9 protein-coding genes are annotated in these 16879 nt (G+C 52.8%); 8 read left to right on the top strand and 1 reads right to left on the bottom strand.

What is annotated here, in order from left to right:
* The first annotated feature begins 8 nt into the window (after nucleotides 1-8).
* From brxC to brxL, 8 genes are all read left to right on the top strand, one after another.
* Nucleotides 9-3452, top strand: a complete 3444-nt coding sequence (gene brxC / locus ACYQ15_RS02045) for a BREX system P-loop protein BrxC (RefSeq protein ID WP_459935868.1) — start codon at nucleotides 9-11, stop codon at nucleotides 3450-3452.
* A 70-nt stretch (nucleotides 3453-3522) separates the two neighbouring features.
* Nucleotides 3523-5244 carry an ATP-binding protein gene (locus tag ACYQ15_RS02040; RefSeq protein WP_459935867.1) on the top strand — a complete coding sequence of 574 codons (1722 nt, stop codon included), beginning with the start codon at nucleotides 3523-3525 and terminating at the stop codon, nucleotides 5242-5244.
* A gap of 133 nt (nucleotides 5245-5377) precedes the next feature.
* Nucleotides 5378-8848 carry an Eco57I restriction-modification methylase domain-containing protein gene (locus ACYQ15_RS02035; RefSeq protein WP_459935866.1) on the top strand — a complete coding sequence of 1157 codons (3471 nt, stop codon included), beginning with the start codon at nucleotides 5378-5380 and terminating at the stop codon, nucleotides 8846-8848.
* A 42-nt stretch (nucleotides 8849-8890) separates the two neighbouring features.
* A complete protein-coding gene (locus ACYQ15_RS02030) occupies nucleotides 8891-10054 on the top strand; it encodes a DUF262 domain-containing protein (protein ID WP_459935865.1) in 1164 nt (387 codons plus the stop codon).
* Nucleotides 10051-11154, top strand: a complete 1104-nt coding sequence (locus ACYQ15_RS02025; protein WP_459935864.1) for an AAA family ATPase — start codon at nucleotides 10051-10053, stop codon at nucleotides 11152-11154. Before ACYQ15_RS02030 ends, ACYQ15_RS02025 begins: the two co-directional genes overlap by 4 nt.
* A 7-nt stretch (nucleotides 11155-11161) precedes the next feature.
* A complete protein-coding gene (locus ACYQ15_RS02020) occupies nucleotides 11162-12106 on the top strand; it encodes a hypothetical protein (protein WP_459935863.1) in 945 nt (314 codons plus the stop codon).
* A gap of 32 nt (nucleotides 12107-12138) precedes the next feature.
* Nucleotides 12139-14484 (top strand): BREX-1 system phosphatase PglZ type B, encoded by a 2346-nt coding sequence (pglZ, locus tag ACYQ15_RS02015; protein ID WP_459935862.1) that lies wholly within the window; start codon nucleotides 12139-12141, stop codon nucleotides 14482-14484.
* A complete protein-coding gene (brxL, locus tag ACYQ15_RS02010; protein ID WP_459935861.1) occupies nucleotides 14481-16529 on the top strand; it encodes a BREX system Lon protease-like protein BrxL in 2049 nt (682 codons plus the stop codon). The genes pglZ and brxL overlap by 4 nt, the downstream gene beginning before the upstream one ends.
* A gap of 9 nt (nucleotides 16530-16538) precedes the next feature.
* Here brxL and ACYQ15_RS02005 read toward each other — a convergent pair whose 3' ends face one another.
* Nucleotides 16539-16877 carry a hypothetical protein gene (locus tag ACYQ15_RS02005; RefSeq protein ID WP_459935860.1) on the bottom strand — a complete coding sequence of 113 codons (339 nt, stop codon included), beginning with the start codon at nucleotides 16875-16877 and terminating at the stop codon, nucleotides 16539-16541.
* Between the last annotated feature and the right edge of the window lie 2 nt (nucleotides 16878-16879).

The raw sequence follows: 16879 nt of genomic DNA, 5'->3' as shown, positions 1-16879 counted from the left end.
GCAAGGGGATGAGCATGATCAACCGCGGTGTTTACCAAAAAGATCCTTCCATCAGAAAACTGGTCAACGAGGGCGTGGCTAACGTCAATGACTCCAGATCCAGCCTGGATCTGGCCGTGTTGCGCTATGAGTTGGAGACCTTTGTCTGTGATGGTCAGTATGAAAAAGGCATGGCCCATATCCTGGAAACCTATTTGAAGAACATTGACCAGGCCCAGCAGCCCGGTGTTTGGATCAGCGGTTTTTTTGGCTCGGGCAAGTCCCATCTGGTAAAGATGCTCCGGGCCATTTGGCTGGATACGGCTTTCGATGATGGAGCCACTGCCCGAGGAATTGCCAACCTTCCACAACATATCCGCGACACCTTGAAAGAACTGGACGTGGCAGCCAAACGGCATGGCGGGTTGCATGCGGCTTCCGGGACACTGGGGGCGGGAGCCAGCGGCAGTGTGCGCCTCGCTTTGCTCGCGATCATTTTCAAATCCGTCGGGCTCCCGGAAAAATATCCCGTGGCTCGTTTTCTGATGTGGCTCAAGCACGAGAGCATCCTTGATCAGGTCCGGGAAGTCGTGGTTCAGAACGGGTTTGACTGGGAAGAGGAACTGGACAATTTCCATGTGGCCGAAGGCCTGTATCAGGCCCTGTGCACGGTCAAACCCAAGGTCTTCTCTCCAAACCTGACTGCCGCGGAAATCATCCCCCAGCTTTATCCCAACGTGAACGACGTTTCCAACGACGACATGCTCAAGGCCATGCGCCTGGCCCTGACCAATGGCGGCAAGTTTCCCCTGACATTGATCGTTCTGGACGAGGTGCAACAGTTTATTGGCGACGACAGCCAGCGATCGCACGATGTTCAGGAAGTGGTGGAAACCTGCTGCAAGCATGTTGGCGGAAAACTGCTGTTCATCGGGACCGGACAGACCGCCGTGACCGGCACCAGCTATCTCAAGAAATTGGAAGGCCGCTTCACCGTCCGCATAGAACTCTCCGATGCTGATGTGGAAACCGTCATTCGTCAGGTTCTACTGGCCAAGAAACCAGAGGCCAAAACACCCATCAACGAGATGATGCAGGAAAACCTGGGCGAGATTTCCCGCCACCTTTCCGGAACAACCATCGGACACCGGCAGGATGACATTCCCTATTTTCCCCAGGACTATCCCATTCTTCCAGTGCGCCGCCGATTCTGGGAAAATACTCTTCGGGTGCTCGACCAGACCGGCACGGATAGCCAGTTGCGCAACCAGTTGAGCATGATCCACAAGGTCATCCAGACCAATCTGGATGCTCCCTTGGGCCACGTGGTTCCAGCTGATTACCTCTATTTTGACTCGGCGGAGAAGCTTATCCAGGCCCGCATTCTTCCGCGTAAGGTCTATGAAACGACCATGTCCTGGAGCAAGGGCTCCCAGGGTGAACAGCTTCTGGCCAGAGCCTGCGGGCTGGTTTTTCTGATCAACAAGTTGGCCGCCAGCAACGACGAGATCGGCATCCGCGCTACCATCGATACCCTGGCCGACCTGCTTGTTGAGGACATCTCCAAAGGCTCCGGAGAATTACGCGGCAGGTTGCCGGCTTTGCTTGAGGCTTGCGATCTGCTGATCAGGGTCGGCGACGAGTACCGTATCCAGACCGAGGAGAGCGCTGCCTGGAATGATGAATTTCTGAGTCAACGGTCAAGCCTGGCTAACTCACCGCATCGAATCGAGGGCGAACGCGATGATCGCATTCGCAAAAAGTTCAACGAAATGGTCCGCAAACTCACCCTGACCCAGGGCAGTTCAAAGGTTGTCCGGGATATTACCCCATGCTTTGATGCCCAGCTTCCGGTGGATGCGGAAAAGCGTGTCACGGTCTGGGTGCGTGACGGTTGGGGCGTTGATGAAAACACTGTCCGCGCCGACGCCCGCCAAGCCAGCGCACACTCACCAACGGTTTTTGTGTTCATCCCCAAGCGTTCCGCCGACGACCTGCGCCGGGCCTTGATCGACTTCAAGGCCTCTAGCGCCACCCTGGATATTCGCGGCGTCCCCAACACACCTGAAGGCGCTGAAGCCCGCGCGGCCATGGAAACCACGAAACAGACCGCTGAAAAAAGGATTCACGAACTTCTGACAGAAGCATTCTCCGGTGCCCGTGTCTTTCAGGGCGGTGGAAGCGAGATTACCGGAAGTGATTTGCAGGACATGATCCATGAGGCTGGCGAGAATTCACTGACCCGCCTCTACCCTCAATTTCATCTGGCTGATCATGCCGGATGGTCCAAGGTTTACGACAAGGCCAGAACCGGCGCTCCTGATGCCCTGAAAGCCGTGGGCGACGATGGGGAGCCGGGCAGGAATCCGGTTTGCAAGACCATCCTGGGTTTTATAGCCGGTGGCAAAAAAGGGGCTGATATCCGAATTCATTTTGAGTCTGAACAGTACGGCTGGTCTCGCGATGCCGTGGACGGCGGACTGCATGTGCTGCTTGTGGCCGGATCGATCCGTGCCCAGGATGAGCGCGGGCAGCCCATCGACCCCAGGGAACTGGAGCGCAAGAACATCAGCAAAGCGATGTTCAAGGTGGAGTCAGCCACAGTCACCACTGCCCAGCGCATCCAGATCCGGAAATTGTTTCAAAAGGTAGGGCTGACGGCCAAACAGGGTGATGAGTTGATCCATGTACCGTCCTTTTTGCAAAAAATGACGGAACTGGCCGATCAGGCTGGCGGTGAAGCTCCGAAACCACTCAGACCGGACACAGCCTTTCTGGAGGAGATTCGTCTTTCAGCGGGCAATGAACAACTGCTGGCTTTGTACAACCGCCGCGACGAGTTGGCCCAGGCCATCGACGACTGGACTGGTCTTACGGAGCGGATCACCAAGCGATGGCCGAACTGGATGGTCCTGAAACGGCTGCTGGGCCATGCCCAGGGAATACAGGACGCGGAGATGATTCTGGCTCAGGTCACGACCATCGAACAGCAGCATCAGTTGCTGGAAGATCCTGATCTTGTGGCTCCCCTGGCAGCCAACCTGACCCAACTCTTGCGCGATGAATTGAATAATCTGGCTTCCGCGTGGCAAAGCCGGTGGGAGCAAGGCGAAACCCTGCTCAAGAACGACGTCAACTGGAACCAGCTGGAGCCGGAACAGCGTCAGGAATTGCGCAAACCGCACGGGCTGATCGAATCGGCAAAGCCAACGATTCTTGTTGATTCAACCGACTCGGTCCTGAAAACCCTGGACAGCAGCGGCATCGCTCCGCTCAGAGACCGTATTGCCGCCATGCCCGGACGTTACGAACAGATGCTGATGGATGCGGCCCTGTTGCTGGAACCACAAATCCAGATGGTCAACCTGCCCTCTCCAACCCTCAAGTCCGAGGATGACATCGACTCCTGGCTGTCCGAGGTCAGAAAGCTGCTCCTGGACAAACTCGAAGACGGTCCTGTGAGGCCCAGATGAGACTGTTCGTCGGAAGTGCACAAATCGTCAGGCTTGTGTTTGGCACACTGGGCAAAGGCGGGCACGACTGATGCACACGAAACAGCATATTGCCGAGCTACTTGAACAGCTTGACGAGCGCATTGCCGATGAGCTTGAAAGCCAACATCTGGATTTCAAACAGTGGGATCTGCAAAGCCGGGAAAAGGCCGTGCGCACCGTGGTCAACATGGCCGTCTGCATGGCCAATGGCGGTGGGGGCAGCGTTGTTTTCGGCGTCGCGGACCAGGTCAGGGGGCGCGAGAAGGCCCTTGTTGGCGTTCCACTTGAAATAGATTCCCATCTGCTCAAGAAAGCGGTGTACGAACGTACGGACCCCAAGATCACTCCTGTCTTCGAAGACATACCCATCCCCCACGGCACCGGCAGGCTCCTGCTCATGCATATCTACCCCGGAATGCCACCCTATACGGACACATCCGGCCAGGGAACATTTCGCTCCGGCAAGGATTGTCTCCCCCTGACCGGAACCATTCGGCGCAAGATAGCCGTGGAAACCGGAGAAACAGATTTCACGGCCCGGATCGTGGCTCCGTTTGATCCGGACATGCTCTCCCCCAGCGCCATGGAAAGTCTGCGCGATTTGGCTCGGGCTGAACGCGCTCCTGGGGACTTGCTGACATTGAGCGACGCTGAGCTGCTCAACAGGCTGGATGTTATCAAAAATGGCCAGTTCACCCGCGCCGCCCTCTTGCTGGGAGGAACCGAGGAAGCATTGCGTCAGCATCTGCCCGGCTACGGTTGGACCTTTCTCCAGATGAATTCAGATACGGACTACGGGATTCGCGAAGACAGAACCGCGCCAATTCCCCTCTCTATCCAGCGCATTGAAGAGCTGTTCGTGCCCTTCAACCCCATCACGACCCTGGAACGGGGCTTTTTCCATCTGGAATACCACACCTGGCCGCCCCTCGCCCTTCGTGAAGCCCTGATGAATGCCTTCTGTCACCCTGATCTGCGCATCTCCGGACCGGTTCTGGTCAAGCTGCACGCGGACAGACTGGAAATCAGCAACAATGGCGGGTTCATCGCCGGGATCACGGAGCAGAACATCCTTCATCACCCGCCAGCGGCACGCAACCCGTTACTGGTTGAAGCCCTGACCCGGATGCGCCTGGTCAATCGGAGCAGTTTGGGAGTGAATCGGATGTTCAAGGCGCTTTTGGTGGAAGGAAAAGAACCGCCCCTGATCCGGGAGATCGGTGAATCCGTGCAGGTCACCTTTTTCCGGCGCGAGCTTTCACCGGCCTTCAGGATGTTTGTGGCCGAGCAAAGCAAGCAACGCCGGGATCTGAGTTTGGAAAGCCTGCTCGTCCTGCAATATCTGCTCAAGCATCCCGAGATTGAAACAAACCTTGCCGCCAGGATTTGCCAGCAGTCCGACGACCAGATGCGGGAGCACCTCGCGTCCATGGAGCGCCTTGGCTACATCGAACATGGAGGCACGGGCCGAGGGGCCTACTGGACCATGCGACCGGAATTGCACCGCAGGTTGACCCAGGATGACCATCAGGAACGGACACGTCGCATTGACTGGGAGGCAGCCAAGACCCGAGTGCTGAGCGTCTTGATGGAGCGTTCAAAACGCGGCGAACCGGGAATGAGAAATCAGGACATCCGCAGACTCACTCATTACAGCAGGCACCAGGTTATCAAGCTGATGAAAGAATTGATGAAAGAAAACAAGGAAATTCAAGAGCCTGGGCGCGGCAGTCAAGCGGCGTACCGGTATGTTGCCGGTAATAACGGCTGAATGTTGACACAACATTAAACGCAGCATTAATGACCTCTCAATGTTGCATTCAATGTTATTTAAGCATTCAATAAAACATTCACGTCCATCACGTCCATTAACGTTTCGACCTTTCCCAGTCTCTGGAGCACCCATGTCCACCCTTGAAAAAAGCCTGCGCAATAAGCTGGAAAAGACCGTCAAGGACGCTCGCGACATCGCCGAGGCAGCGGCCAAAGCGTCCCTGGAGCAGCTTGGGGTAAAGGAGCCTTCAGCCTATGCGCATCTGACGGAGGATGAACGTTCCTTGCGTCGAGCCTTGCGGGCGCATGCCAGGCAACTGGGCAATGGTCGCGGCCCCAAAGGCGAACAGGAAGTCGACCGCCTGATCGAAGAAGTCGCCTACGAGCATTGGCACCGAATGCTCTTTGCCCGGTTCCTGGCCGAGAACAACCTGCTGATGTACCCGGACCCGGATGATCCGGTGGCGGTATCTCTGGAAGAATGCGAAGACCTGGCCGCCGATGAAGGCGCGGCCAACGGCTGGGAATTGGCCTCCCGCTATGCGGCCCGGATGCTGCCCCAAATCTTCCGCCCTGATTCTCCAGTCTTTCGCCTGACCTTGCCCCCGGAACACCAACACAAGCTTGAACGCCTCGTGGCTGATCTGCCGCTGGAAGTCTTCACCGCTTCGGACTCCCTGGGCTGGGTCTACCAGTTCTGGCAGGCCAAAAAGAAGGACGAGGTCAATGCCTCCGAGGTCAAGATCGGCGCACGGGAACTGCCTGCCGTGACCCAGCTTTTCACCGAGCCGTACATGGTCAGCTTCCTGCTGGACAACTCCCTGGGGGCTTGGTGGGCTGCACGACGGCTCACTGAAGCCGATCTCAAAAATGCGAGCACCGAAGAGGAGTTGCGCCAGAAGGCATCCATCCCCGGCGTACCGCTGGAGTATCTGCGATTTGTCCAGCAAGAAGATGGCTCCTGGACACCAGCGGCTGGCACCTTCGACGGCTGGCCGAAGCAGCTTGCCGACCTAAAATCCCTCGACCCCTGCTGCGGCTCTGGCCACTTCCTTGTCGCCGCTTTCCTAATGCTGGTGGCCATGCGCATGGAGCTTGAAGGGCTTTCCGCCCAGGAAGCCGTGAACAAGGTACTCTCCGAAAACATCCACGGTCTGGAGATCGACCAGCGTTGCGTGGCCCTGGCCGCCTTTGCCCTGGCCCTGACTGCGTGGACGTATCCGGATGCCGGAGGATACCGGCCCTTGCCGGAACTAAATCTGGCCTGCTCCGGCTTGGCGGTCAGCGCCGCAAAGGAACAGTGGACCAGTCTCGCCCCACCGCAAACCAAGTTGCGCAACGCCCTGGACCTGCTCTACGACGACTTCCAGCAGGCCTCCATCCTGGGCAGCCTGCTTAATCCCTCCCGAGGCATTGCCGCCAACCTAGTGGACATGCACGAACTTGCCCCGATCCTGCAAAAAAATCTTTCCCAGGAAGAATCCCTCGAAAAACACGAAGCCGCCATCGCGGCCCAAGGTCTGGCCAAGGCCGCCGCAGTGTTGATTGGCCAGTATCATCTTGTAATCACCAACGTGCCCTATCTGGCCCGGAGCAAGCAGGATGAGACCCTACGGGAATTTTGCGCCCAGTATTACCCAAAAGCCAAGAACGACCTGGCCACGGTGTTTCTAGATCGATGTTTAGAATTATGCGTTCAAGGTGGAACCGTGAGCGTGGTGTTGCCGCAGAACTGGCTGTTTCTAACTGGTTACAAGAAGTTTCGGGAGAAACTGCTGAAGAAGGAGAGTTGGCATTTGGTGGCGCGGTTGGGGCCAGGGGCGTTTGAGACGATCAGTGGAGAGGTGGTAAAGGCCATCTTGATTACCCTCAACAGAGGCAATTCCACTCTCACCCCATCCTTTTCCCAAAAGGAGAAAAAGCAAATCCATCTTCCTTGGGGAGAAGGTACCGGAAGTGCGGTTGATGGTTTGATTCGCGGCCTGGATGTTTCCAAGCCACGGACTGCGATAGAAAAAGCGGCGCAGTTAATTGTGGATGAAATCAATAGCGTGGAGCAAGCGAGGCAGCTGGAGAATCAGGATGCGCGAGTTACGTTTGAAAAAATGAATACGTCGCCTTTGCTTATGGGGCATGGCATTAGTGTTCAAGGGTTAGCTACTAGTGATGATCCGCAATTTACTTGTCTGTTTTGGGAGCTTATTTCAATAAGCAATGAGTGGACAGGTTTACGTGGAACTGTTGAAAACACAACCTACTTTGGCGGGTGTGAAAGGTTGCTTCTTTGGGAAAATTGCAATGGCAGGTATTTCCGCCATGCCATGGCCTTAAAAGAAGCTGGAAGACTAGGTGGATGGAAATCCGGAACAGAGGCTCGCGGAAAGAAAGGGATCATAATTTCCCAAATGAGCAAAATTCCTGTTTCGATTTACTACGGAGAATTCTATGACCATAATGCATGCGTTCTTGTTCCTAATGATCAAGGTCATTTATCAGCATTATGGTGTTACATGTCTAACAATAAATTTTATGATGAGGTCAGACTAATAGATCAGTCACTGAAGCCATCAAATAATACATTTCTTGCTGTTCCCTTCGACCTCGACCACTGGTCCAATGTAGCAGAAGGAAAATATCCCAACGGCCTGCCCAAACCGCACTCCGACGATCCCACCCAATGGATTTTTCACGGCCACCCCAGCAGTTCGGTCATCTGGGATGAGGAACAAAAGTGGACCGCGCACGGCCCGTTACGTACCGACCACACCGTGCTACACGTCGCCATTGCCCGACTCCTTGGCTACCGCTGGCCTGCCGAGCTGGATACCGACATGGAACTGGCCACCGAGCAACGCGAATGGGTCAATCGCTGCGATACCTTACTACCCTTTGCCGATGATGACGGCATCGTCTGCATCGCGCCAGTGCGGGGCGAGGCTTCAGCCACCGACCGCCTGCTGAACCTTTTGGCTGCCGCTTATGGCGATGCTTGGTCCAGCGATACCCTGGCCGCGCTGCTGAAATCAGTCGATCACGCGGGCAAAACACTGGAGACCTGGCTGCGGGAGAAGTTCTTTACCCAGCATTGCAAGCTGTTCCACCACCGCCCCTTCATCTGGCACATCTGGGACGGCCTGCGGGACGGGTTTGCCGCCCTGGTCAACTACCACAAGCTGGACCGCAAGAACCTGGAAACCCTGATCTACACCTACCTGGGCGACTGGATCAGCCGCCAGAAGCAGGACATCGCGGGCGGAGTGGACGGTGCGCAGGAACGGCTGGCCGCTGCCGAGAATCTCAAGAAATCCCTGGAACTGATCCTGGAAGGTGAAGCGCCCTTTGACATCTTCGTGCGCTGGAAGCCCCTGGACAAGCAGCCCATCGGCTGGGAGCCGGACCTCAACGACGGGGTGCGCCTGAACATCCGCCCCTTCCTGTCCGTCCCGGACGTGGGCAAACGCGGCGCCGGAGTGCTGCGCGACAAGCCGAACATCAACTGGAACAAGGACCGGGGCAAGGACGTGGAATCCGCGCCGTGGTTCCACCTGTTCAAGGGCGACCGGATCAATGATCACCATCTGACGCTGGCGGAGAAGCGATAGCGCGTAATTTAATCCAATGGTTTTATGCAGGACGAGGAAGCCATGAACGATAATAATTATCCAAGCACTGAAATTGAGAGAGGTTTAGTTCTTGTCGATCAAGAAATGACTGAACTGGATGGTTCTGACACAAGCAGTGAATCTGAAGAAGGAAAGATTACAGAGCCATTTGATCCAAGTAAAATCCGAGTGGAAACAAAAAATACTACTATGGATGTGCTTATAAAAAGGCTAAGGAACAATGAAATTGATCTAGCTCCTGATTTTCAAAGAAGGGGTGGGATCTGGAAAGATGATGCTCAGAGCAGGTTAATAGAATCTATGCTCATCAAAATTCCTTTACCAGCTTTTTATTTAGATGCAACTGAAGATGATAAGTGGCTTGTAGTCGATGGGTTGCAACGACTTTCAACAATAAAAAGATTTGTTATTGAAGAAAGTCTATGCCTTACAGGTCTTGAATTTCTAAATGATATTAAAGATAAAAAATTTAGAGATCTTCCTCGCAACTTTCAGAGACGTATAGAGGAAACTGAAGTTGTCATGTACCTTATCCAACCCGGCACACCCCCCAAAGTTAAATTTGATATTTTTCGTCGTATTAACACTGGTGGAGCTCCATTAAGCACACAAGAAATACGGCATGCATTAAATCAAGGCAAAATAATCAAAATACTGGAAAATTTAGCTGATTCTCAGGATTTTAAAATTGCAACTGCAAAAGGAGTGTCTCCTAAAAGAATGGATGATCGTGAATGTGTTTTGCGATTTCTTGCTTTTACAATAAATCATCCTGATGATTACGACACTGACAATTTTGATGGCTTTCTAAATGATTCAATGGCCCAGCTCAATCACATGAATGACGCCGAATTGCAAAATCTTAGTATTAAATTTCTTGATTCTATGCGCCTCGCCAAGCGTATATTTGGCACTGACGCCTTTCGAAAGCGATATGAAAAAACAACTATGAGGCACCCCATCAATAAGGCACTTTTTGAATCATGGTCAGTAAATCTCGGACAACTCACTGAAAAAGAGTCAGATAAATTGTTTGAAAAAAAAGAGATGCTTAAAGAAAATTTTATATCATTAATGAACAACCGAGATTTCGACATTGCAGTTACTCAGGGAACAGGCTCTGTGAAAAGAGTCCGTCTGCGTTTCAAGAGGATAAGAGATATCATCTCGGAGGTGTTGGCTTGATTTTCTCTCTTGGGCTTCATAATTTCAAGTGTTTTTCAGATGTACTATTAACACTTTCTCCACTAACCGTCCTTTCCGGTATAAATGGAATGGGAAAGAGTTCAGTTTTGCAATCCCTTCTTCTTCTCCGGCAATCCTACTTATCTGGAAACCGCAACATTTCAGGAGCGCTGTTAAATGGACCATTGGTTACCCTTGGAACGCCAGATGACGTGCTATATGAGGGTGCACAGTCAGATTCATTCATAACTTTTGAAATTATTCTGAATAAACATTTATCTTCTAAATGGTCTTTTGCTTATGAAAAAACAAACAACATTCTCCCTTTGCACCATTCTGAGATATTGGAAACATTACATCAATGTTCTCTTTTCAACTCAAACTTTACATATCTAAAAGCAGAACGGATCGGCCCAAGAACATCCTTTGCCATCTCGGATCACGAAATGGCAAAATACAACCCGATTGGAAATGCTGGTGAATATTGCGCTCATCTTCTTGCACGTACAGAGAGAAACCGTTTGAACATCCCAAGTCTCATGCATCACACCGAAGAACTTAATGAGCTAAGGGCACAGACGGAAGCATGGCTTTCCGAAATCGGACAAAACCCACGGATCCACATACAAGAATATTCCAAGATGGATCTGGTCAACCTTGAGTTTTCTTTCATCAGAGATGGCCTTCCCAGTATGAACTACCGGCCAACAAACGTTGGGTTCGGTTTAACCTATTCCCTTCCGATTTTTGTTTCCACACTTACTGCGATCCCAGACAGTCTGGTCCTAATCGAGAATCCTGAAGCCCACCTACATCCGCGTGGGCAAGTTGCTATGGGAAAGTTTTTAGCCTTGGCAGCTGCCCATGGCGTTCAGATCATCATTGAGACCCATAGCGATCATGTATTGAATGGTATCCGTATAGCAGTCAAGAACGGGATGATACCTGCTAACAATGTTACGCTACATTTTTTTGACCGTACCGAGCAAGCACCATGTTGTGTTGTTACAACGCCAAAAATTGATAAAGATGGGCGTCTAGATCAATGGCCTGATGGTTTTTTCGATGAATGGGAGAAGGGATTAACAGAACTTCTTTAGGCCAACAATGGATCAAATCTTCAATGAACTTTCTGTCTCAAGCTGTTATATAGACAAATATGCAGCCCAAAAAGGCATGGACTTGGCAATAGAAGTTTCGGTTGCCATTGCTAGGCTTGGAATGTCAAAAACAATCCGCACAACAAAAGATTTTACATTACGCTATCTGACAAAAGGATACTCTGTTGCAGAATGGGCTAGAGATAAAACAGTTAACAAAGAAAAGAAATGGTACTTTATTACACATGCAACAAAATCTCCATACATTGAGTGCTTCTATGAAGACAAGGAGCAGTGCGATGAACTCTTGGAGTATCGCTTTGAAGAAGAGATTGCTTTTGGGCTTGGCCTCGCTTACGTATGGGGCTCATCAACGTTTTCCTTATTGGGAGACACAAGGTTCACCCAAGGAAAAGTAAACATATCAGAATTCAAGGTCACTGAAGAAGGAGAAACTAATAATATAATTTCTGTGCTTACATTTACCACTCCCGATCAAGTAGATGCTCATGCTCAAATTATTATTCATAATCTTAAGCGCCTACTTCATAATGGTCAGTCACTAGTCGATAATGCCAAAGAAATGTTGCCATATCTTTCATTATGCTCAAAAGCTATAGATCAATTATCGATTTTACGAGGAAGCGAGACTTTCTTTCAAGATATCGTTAATCATTTGTTTGTCTTGAACGCCACAATGATGGTGTGGACTGCGGGACCGTTTACTCCTGGCCTTGATTTCTCTTCTGAATCAGAAAGCACAATGAATAATCCTGAGTACGCACAGAAGAGGATCTTTTTATGCACAGATGGTATAGAAAGACAATTCAAACTTCACTCAAAAATCAAGAGTTCGAATCAGCGTATTTATTTTCTCCCAATTCCTGAACAAAGAATTGTCCATATAGGTTATGTGGGCGATCACCTTTCAACAACCAGATTTAGGACATGAATTTTACGAATTTCTGATATCAAAGGTGGCACATGAGGATTTTTAATCACCTTCTATTAGCAGTCCGTGGTGCTGGTATTTTTAATCCCGAAGTCCAGATTGCTCCGGCCTGCATTCTCTGGCCAGATCATGACAGGCAGTGGGAACCAATCATCCCCAGACTGCAACAGGATATGCCCGAGTTGTTTGTGCTGGGCGAGTATACTCCCGACAAACGCACCGGACCGGGCATCTGGCTGCGTTGCGTGATAGCGAACACTGTTGAAAAATCCTCGGGCCTTATCGACGCATCTGGTAAAAAACGTCCAGCGATCATTTATCTCCCCGGCGTCAGTCGGCAAGATATGCGGGCTGTGGAGAACTGCCCAGAGCATCTCAAGCCGTTGGCTGAACTACAGTATCGGGGCGTGATTTGGTCACAAATCAATGCCAAGGACTGGACCATTCTTGCCTGGCTAAAGTCCGATCAAGGCGGACTTGGTCTGGATGTGGCCCAGGACAATGAAGCCAAAAACGCGATGAAACTGGCTTTGTATCGCCTACTGGATGAAGAGGTGGAACTGCTAAGGGGCAAACGTCTGGACAAGGATTATTTCAACACGCTGCTGACAGGAGGAGACCCTGTCCGTGACCTGCTCCAGTGGCTGGACCAAGGCGAGGCATTTCAGGCTGGACGAGGGCTGAACGAATGGAAGGCCTTTGTTGCGGTCTGCAACTCACAACTGGCCTTCAATCCCCAAGAAGAAGGACTTTTGGCCGGAGCGGCAAAGCTGGCTGCCCATCAAGGCCCTTGGCAGGCTGTCTGGGATCGCTACTGCGAAGCTCCGCTGCGCTACCCGAACATCCCGAATCTGATCCGCAAATGTCCACCCCCAGCCAAAGACATGTTCTGGATCATCGGACACGGAACATTCAACGGCTGGCCACAATGGAACGAGGACCAGGAAAAGTCCCTGCGCAATGACCTTCATGCCTTAAACAGCCTCCCCCCACATAAGGCCAGAACAAGGATTCTGGAACTGGAAAAGCAGCATGGCTCCAGGCGCATGCTGGTCTGGGCCGAACTGGGTGAAGCGCCTCTGGCCTTGGCTTTGGAACATCTGACGATCCTGGCGGACGTAATCCAGGTCGGACTGAACGCTGGGAGCGTCGAAGACTTGGCCGCCGGGTATCGGGTAGCAGGCTGGAAAGCTGACGATTCCATGGTCCGCGCATTGGCGCAGATTGAGAAGAGCGAGGATATGGAGGCAGTTTCCACGGCCATCCGGGCTGCATATATCCCTTGGGCTGAGGAATCTGCCCGGTATTTGCAGAAGATATGGGACGGGAACCATGAATCAAAGCGAATAGACGTAAATGATGATGGGAGTACCTGCGTGCTGTTTGTGGATGGGTTGCGCTTTGACTGTGCGCTGCGTCTGACGGAGATGCTGGAGAACACTGGCTGCTCTGTTCAAACCGAAGAATACTGGGCGGCTCTGCCCAGCGTGACCGGTACGGGCAAACCCGCCGTGGCTCCCATCAACCACAAATCACATCGCCTTGCCGAAGAACCGGACGGCTACAACTTCGAGGTCATGTCGGCCCATCATCTGCGCAAAGCCATCGAAGAGAACGGCTACAGCCTACTCGAAAAAAATATTCACGTTCATTCAAGCCCTTCAAAGATTCAAAAATCCTGGTCTGAATTCGGCAACATTGACCACGAAGGCCATACCAGGGGCTGGAAACTGGCCAGGCAAATTGATGTTCTGCTCACCGAAATAAGGGAACATGTGACTGCCCTGCTCCAGGCCGGTTGGAAAACCATACGCATCGTGACGGATCACGGGTGGCTGTTTCTGCCTGGCGGACTGCCGAAGATCGAACTGCCGAGAGCGCTTTCTGAGAATAAATGGGGCCGCTGCGCCGCCTTGAAACCGGGAGCAATGACCGAGGAACGACTCTTCCCGTGGTATTGGAACTCGAACCGGTATTTTGCCTTGGCGGACGGAATCAGTTGTTTCAAGAAGGGAGAGGAGTACGCCCACGGTGGACTGAGCCTTCAGGAATGTCTGCTCATGCGGCTCAGGGTTTCCATGGGGCAGAATCAAAGCACTGCCCAGGTTGAAATCACCGACGTGAAGTGGACGGGACTGCGCTGCAAAGTGGCCGTACTGGGTCAATACTCCGGTATAATGGTTGATGTGCGATTGAATGCTGGGGATGCAGGCACATCAGTGATTATGAGCACCAAGCCGCTCAATGAAAACGGCATGTGTTCGGTGGTCGTGGAGAATGACGACATGGAAGGCCGTGAAGCGTTTCTCATCCTGATCGATTCGAGCGGGTCACCGGTTGCGCAACTGGCCACGGTAATCGGAGGAGGACAAGAATGATCACTTTGGACCACATCGACGAGAAAGCGGCCTCAACACTTGAGGGATATCTTGTCCGCAAAGATCTTGTCCGGACTTTCAGCAGACAGTTTCCGGTTCCCACTTATGTGGTTGAGTTCCTGCTTGGCCGCTACTGTGCCAGCATTGACCAGGAAGAAATCAACGAGGGCCTGGAGATCGTCGAACGACAACTCAAGTCGCGCACTGTCAAAGCCGGCGAGGAAGAGCTGTTTAAGGCGCGGGCCAGGGAGAACGGCGAGGTCAAGATTATTGACCTGATTACGGCCCGCCTTGATGTCCGTACGGATTCCTACATCGCCACGTTGCCCAGTCTGCAATTGACCGACGTGCGCATCGACCCGGAGCTGGTGAACAAACATGAACGGATGCTGACCGGCGGGTTCTATGCCGAACTGAGTCTGGGCTATGACGCGGCCATTGCCCAAGAAAAAAGCGGGCGGCCATTTGGCATTGAGGGCTTGCGCGAAATTCAGCTATCCAAGCGTGATGTGCTGGACACCATGACTGAGGCCCGAGTGCAATTTTCAACCAATGAATGGAAGCACTTTCTGATGCGCTCCATCGGCATCGAACCGGGCGTACTGACAGAGCGTCAGCAAAACGCCTTCCTGCTGCGCATGGTTCCCTTTGTGGAGCGCAACTATAATCTGGTGGAACTCGGTCCCAGAGGCACGGGAAAAAGCCACCTGTTCCAACAGGTTTCCCCATATGCCCACCTCATTTCCGGCGGCAAGGCCACCGTGGCCCGGATGTTCGTGAACAACTCCACGGGTCAGCGCGGACTTGTCTGCCAGTTCGACGTGGTCTGCTTTGATGAGGTTTCCGGCATATCCTTTGACCAAAAAGACGGCGTGAACATCATGAAGGGCTACATGGAGTCCGGAGAGTTCAGCCGGGGAAAGGAAAGCATCCGGGCCGACGGAAGCATTGTGCTAGTGGGCAATTTTGAAGTGGATGTGGAGACCCAGCAGCGAATCGGCCACCTGTTTGGCCCCCTGCCGCCTGAAATGCGCAATGACACGGCGTTCATGGACCGCATTCACGGCTTTCTGCCAGGTTGGGACGTGCCCAAGATCAGCAAGGAACTGCTGACCGATCATTTCGGCCTGGTCAGTGATTTTCTCTCGGAATGCTGGAGTCGGCTGCGCAACCAAACCCGGCTGGGCCTGTTGCAAAACCGTGTCTTCTTCGGCGGAGCGCTGTCCGGACGGGATACCAATGCCGTGAACAAGACCGTCAGCGGTCTGCTCAAACTGCTCTACCCCGGCAACGGGATTGCAATTCCGGATGAGGATCTGGAGTGGGCCGTGCGCATCGCCCTGGAAGCCAGACGGCGAGTCAAGGAACAGCAAAAGCGCATTGGAGCCGCTGAATTCCGAAACACCCATTTCAGCTATGTGATGGGGACCGACGGCGTAGAAAAGTTCGTTGCCACCCCGGAACTGCAAAGCGACAACAGCATCGGCAGCGATCCATTGGAGCCAGGCCAAGTCTGGACCATCAGCCCAGGCGGCAGTGGTGACAACGCAGGCCTCTACCGCATCGAGATCAACGAAGGCCCAGGTTCAGGGGTAAAAATCTTGAACAAGCCCGTGCCCCCGGCCTTCAAGGAAAGTATGGGTTATGCCGAACAAAACCTGTACGCCAAATCCCCCCAACTGGTCGGCGACAAGGACCCCAGACACCATGAGTTCACCGTCCAACTCCGAGCCTTTGACACCTCAAAATCCGGAGCCAAGCTGGGCGTAGCCTCCCTCGTCGCCCTCTGTACGGCCCTGCTCAAAAAAAGCGTGCGCGGCGGTCTGATCATTGTCGGCGAAATCAACCTGGGAGGCTCCATCGAAGCCATCCACAACCCGGTGAGCATCGCAGAAATCGCCGTAGAAAAGGAGGCAACAGCCCTGCTCATGCCCGTTGCCTGCCGCAGACAACTCATCGACCTCTCGGACGACATGGCCACCAAGGTCGATATTCAGTTTTACTCGGATGCTAGGGATGCGTTGTTGAAGGCGATTGTGGAGTGATTTTGGCGTTTAAATGATTGTAACTGTTGGCTTTGCGCCATTCTTCTGACAGACCGTAATCAGACCTTCCTGCTCCAGGGCTGCCAATGCCCGTCGCTTGGCGTCTTTATTGACTCCCATCCTTTTCAAAAGCACGTTGCCAAGGCTGATCATCAATCGCTTTTCCAATGCGCTTTGGTGCCGGATGGCAAGGGCAACCTGTAAAGCTTTACCCGGCAACACAGCCGCCCTGGTCACCCATTCCAAGGGGATAGGTGCCAGAAACTCTTTGTTTCGCTTCGCGGCCTTGGCCAGGGATACTGACGTTTCAACACGACGTTGTTTGATGGTCAGAGTGTCAGGGGGCATGG

The sequence above is a fragment of the Desulfonatronum parangueonense genome (assembly GCF_054656975.1).
Note: the sequence above shows the minus strand (reverse complement) of the source record. Positions and strands in the feature narration are given on the sequence as shown.

Coding starts and splice junctions, on each gene's coding strand:
- brxC (WP_459935868.1), top strand. CDS start 9: ATGAGCATGATCAACCGCGGTGTTTACCAAAAAGATCCTTCCATCAGA.
- ACYQ15_RS02020 (WP_459935863.1), top strand. CDS start 11,162: ATGGATCAAATCTTCAATGAACTTTCTGTCTCAAGCTGTTATATAGAC.
- ACYQ15_RS02005 (WP_459935860.1), bottom strand. CDS start 16,877: ATGCCCCCTGACACTCTGACCATCAAACAACGTCGTGTTGAAACGTCA.
- pglZ (WP_459935862.1), top strand. CDS start 12,139: ATGAGGATTTTTAATCACCTTCTATTAGCAGTCCGTGGTGCTGGTATT.
- ACYQ15_RS02030 (WP_459935865.1), top strand. CDS start 8,891: ATGAACGATAATAATTATCCAAGCACTGAAATTGAGAGAGGTTTAGTT.
- brxL (WP_459935861.1), top strand. CDS start 14,481: ATGATCACTTTGGACCACATCGACGAGAAAGCGGCCTCAACACTTGAG.
- ACYQ15_RS02035 (WP_459935866.1), top strand. CDS start 5,378: ATGTCCACCCTTGAAAAAAGCCTGCGCAATAAGCTGGAAAAGACCGTC.
- ACYQ15_RS02040 (WP_459935867.1), top strand. CDS start 3,523: ATGCACACGAAACAGCATATTGCCGAGCTACTTGAACAGCTTGACGAG.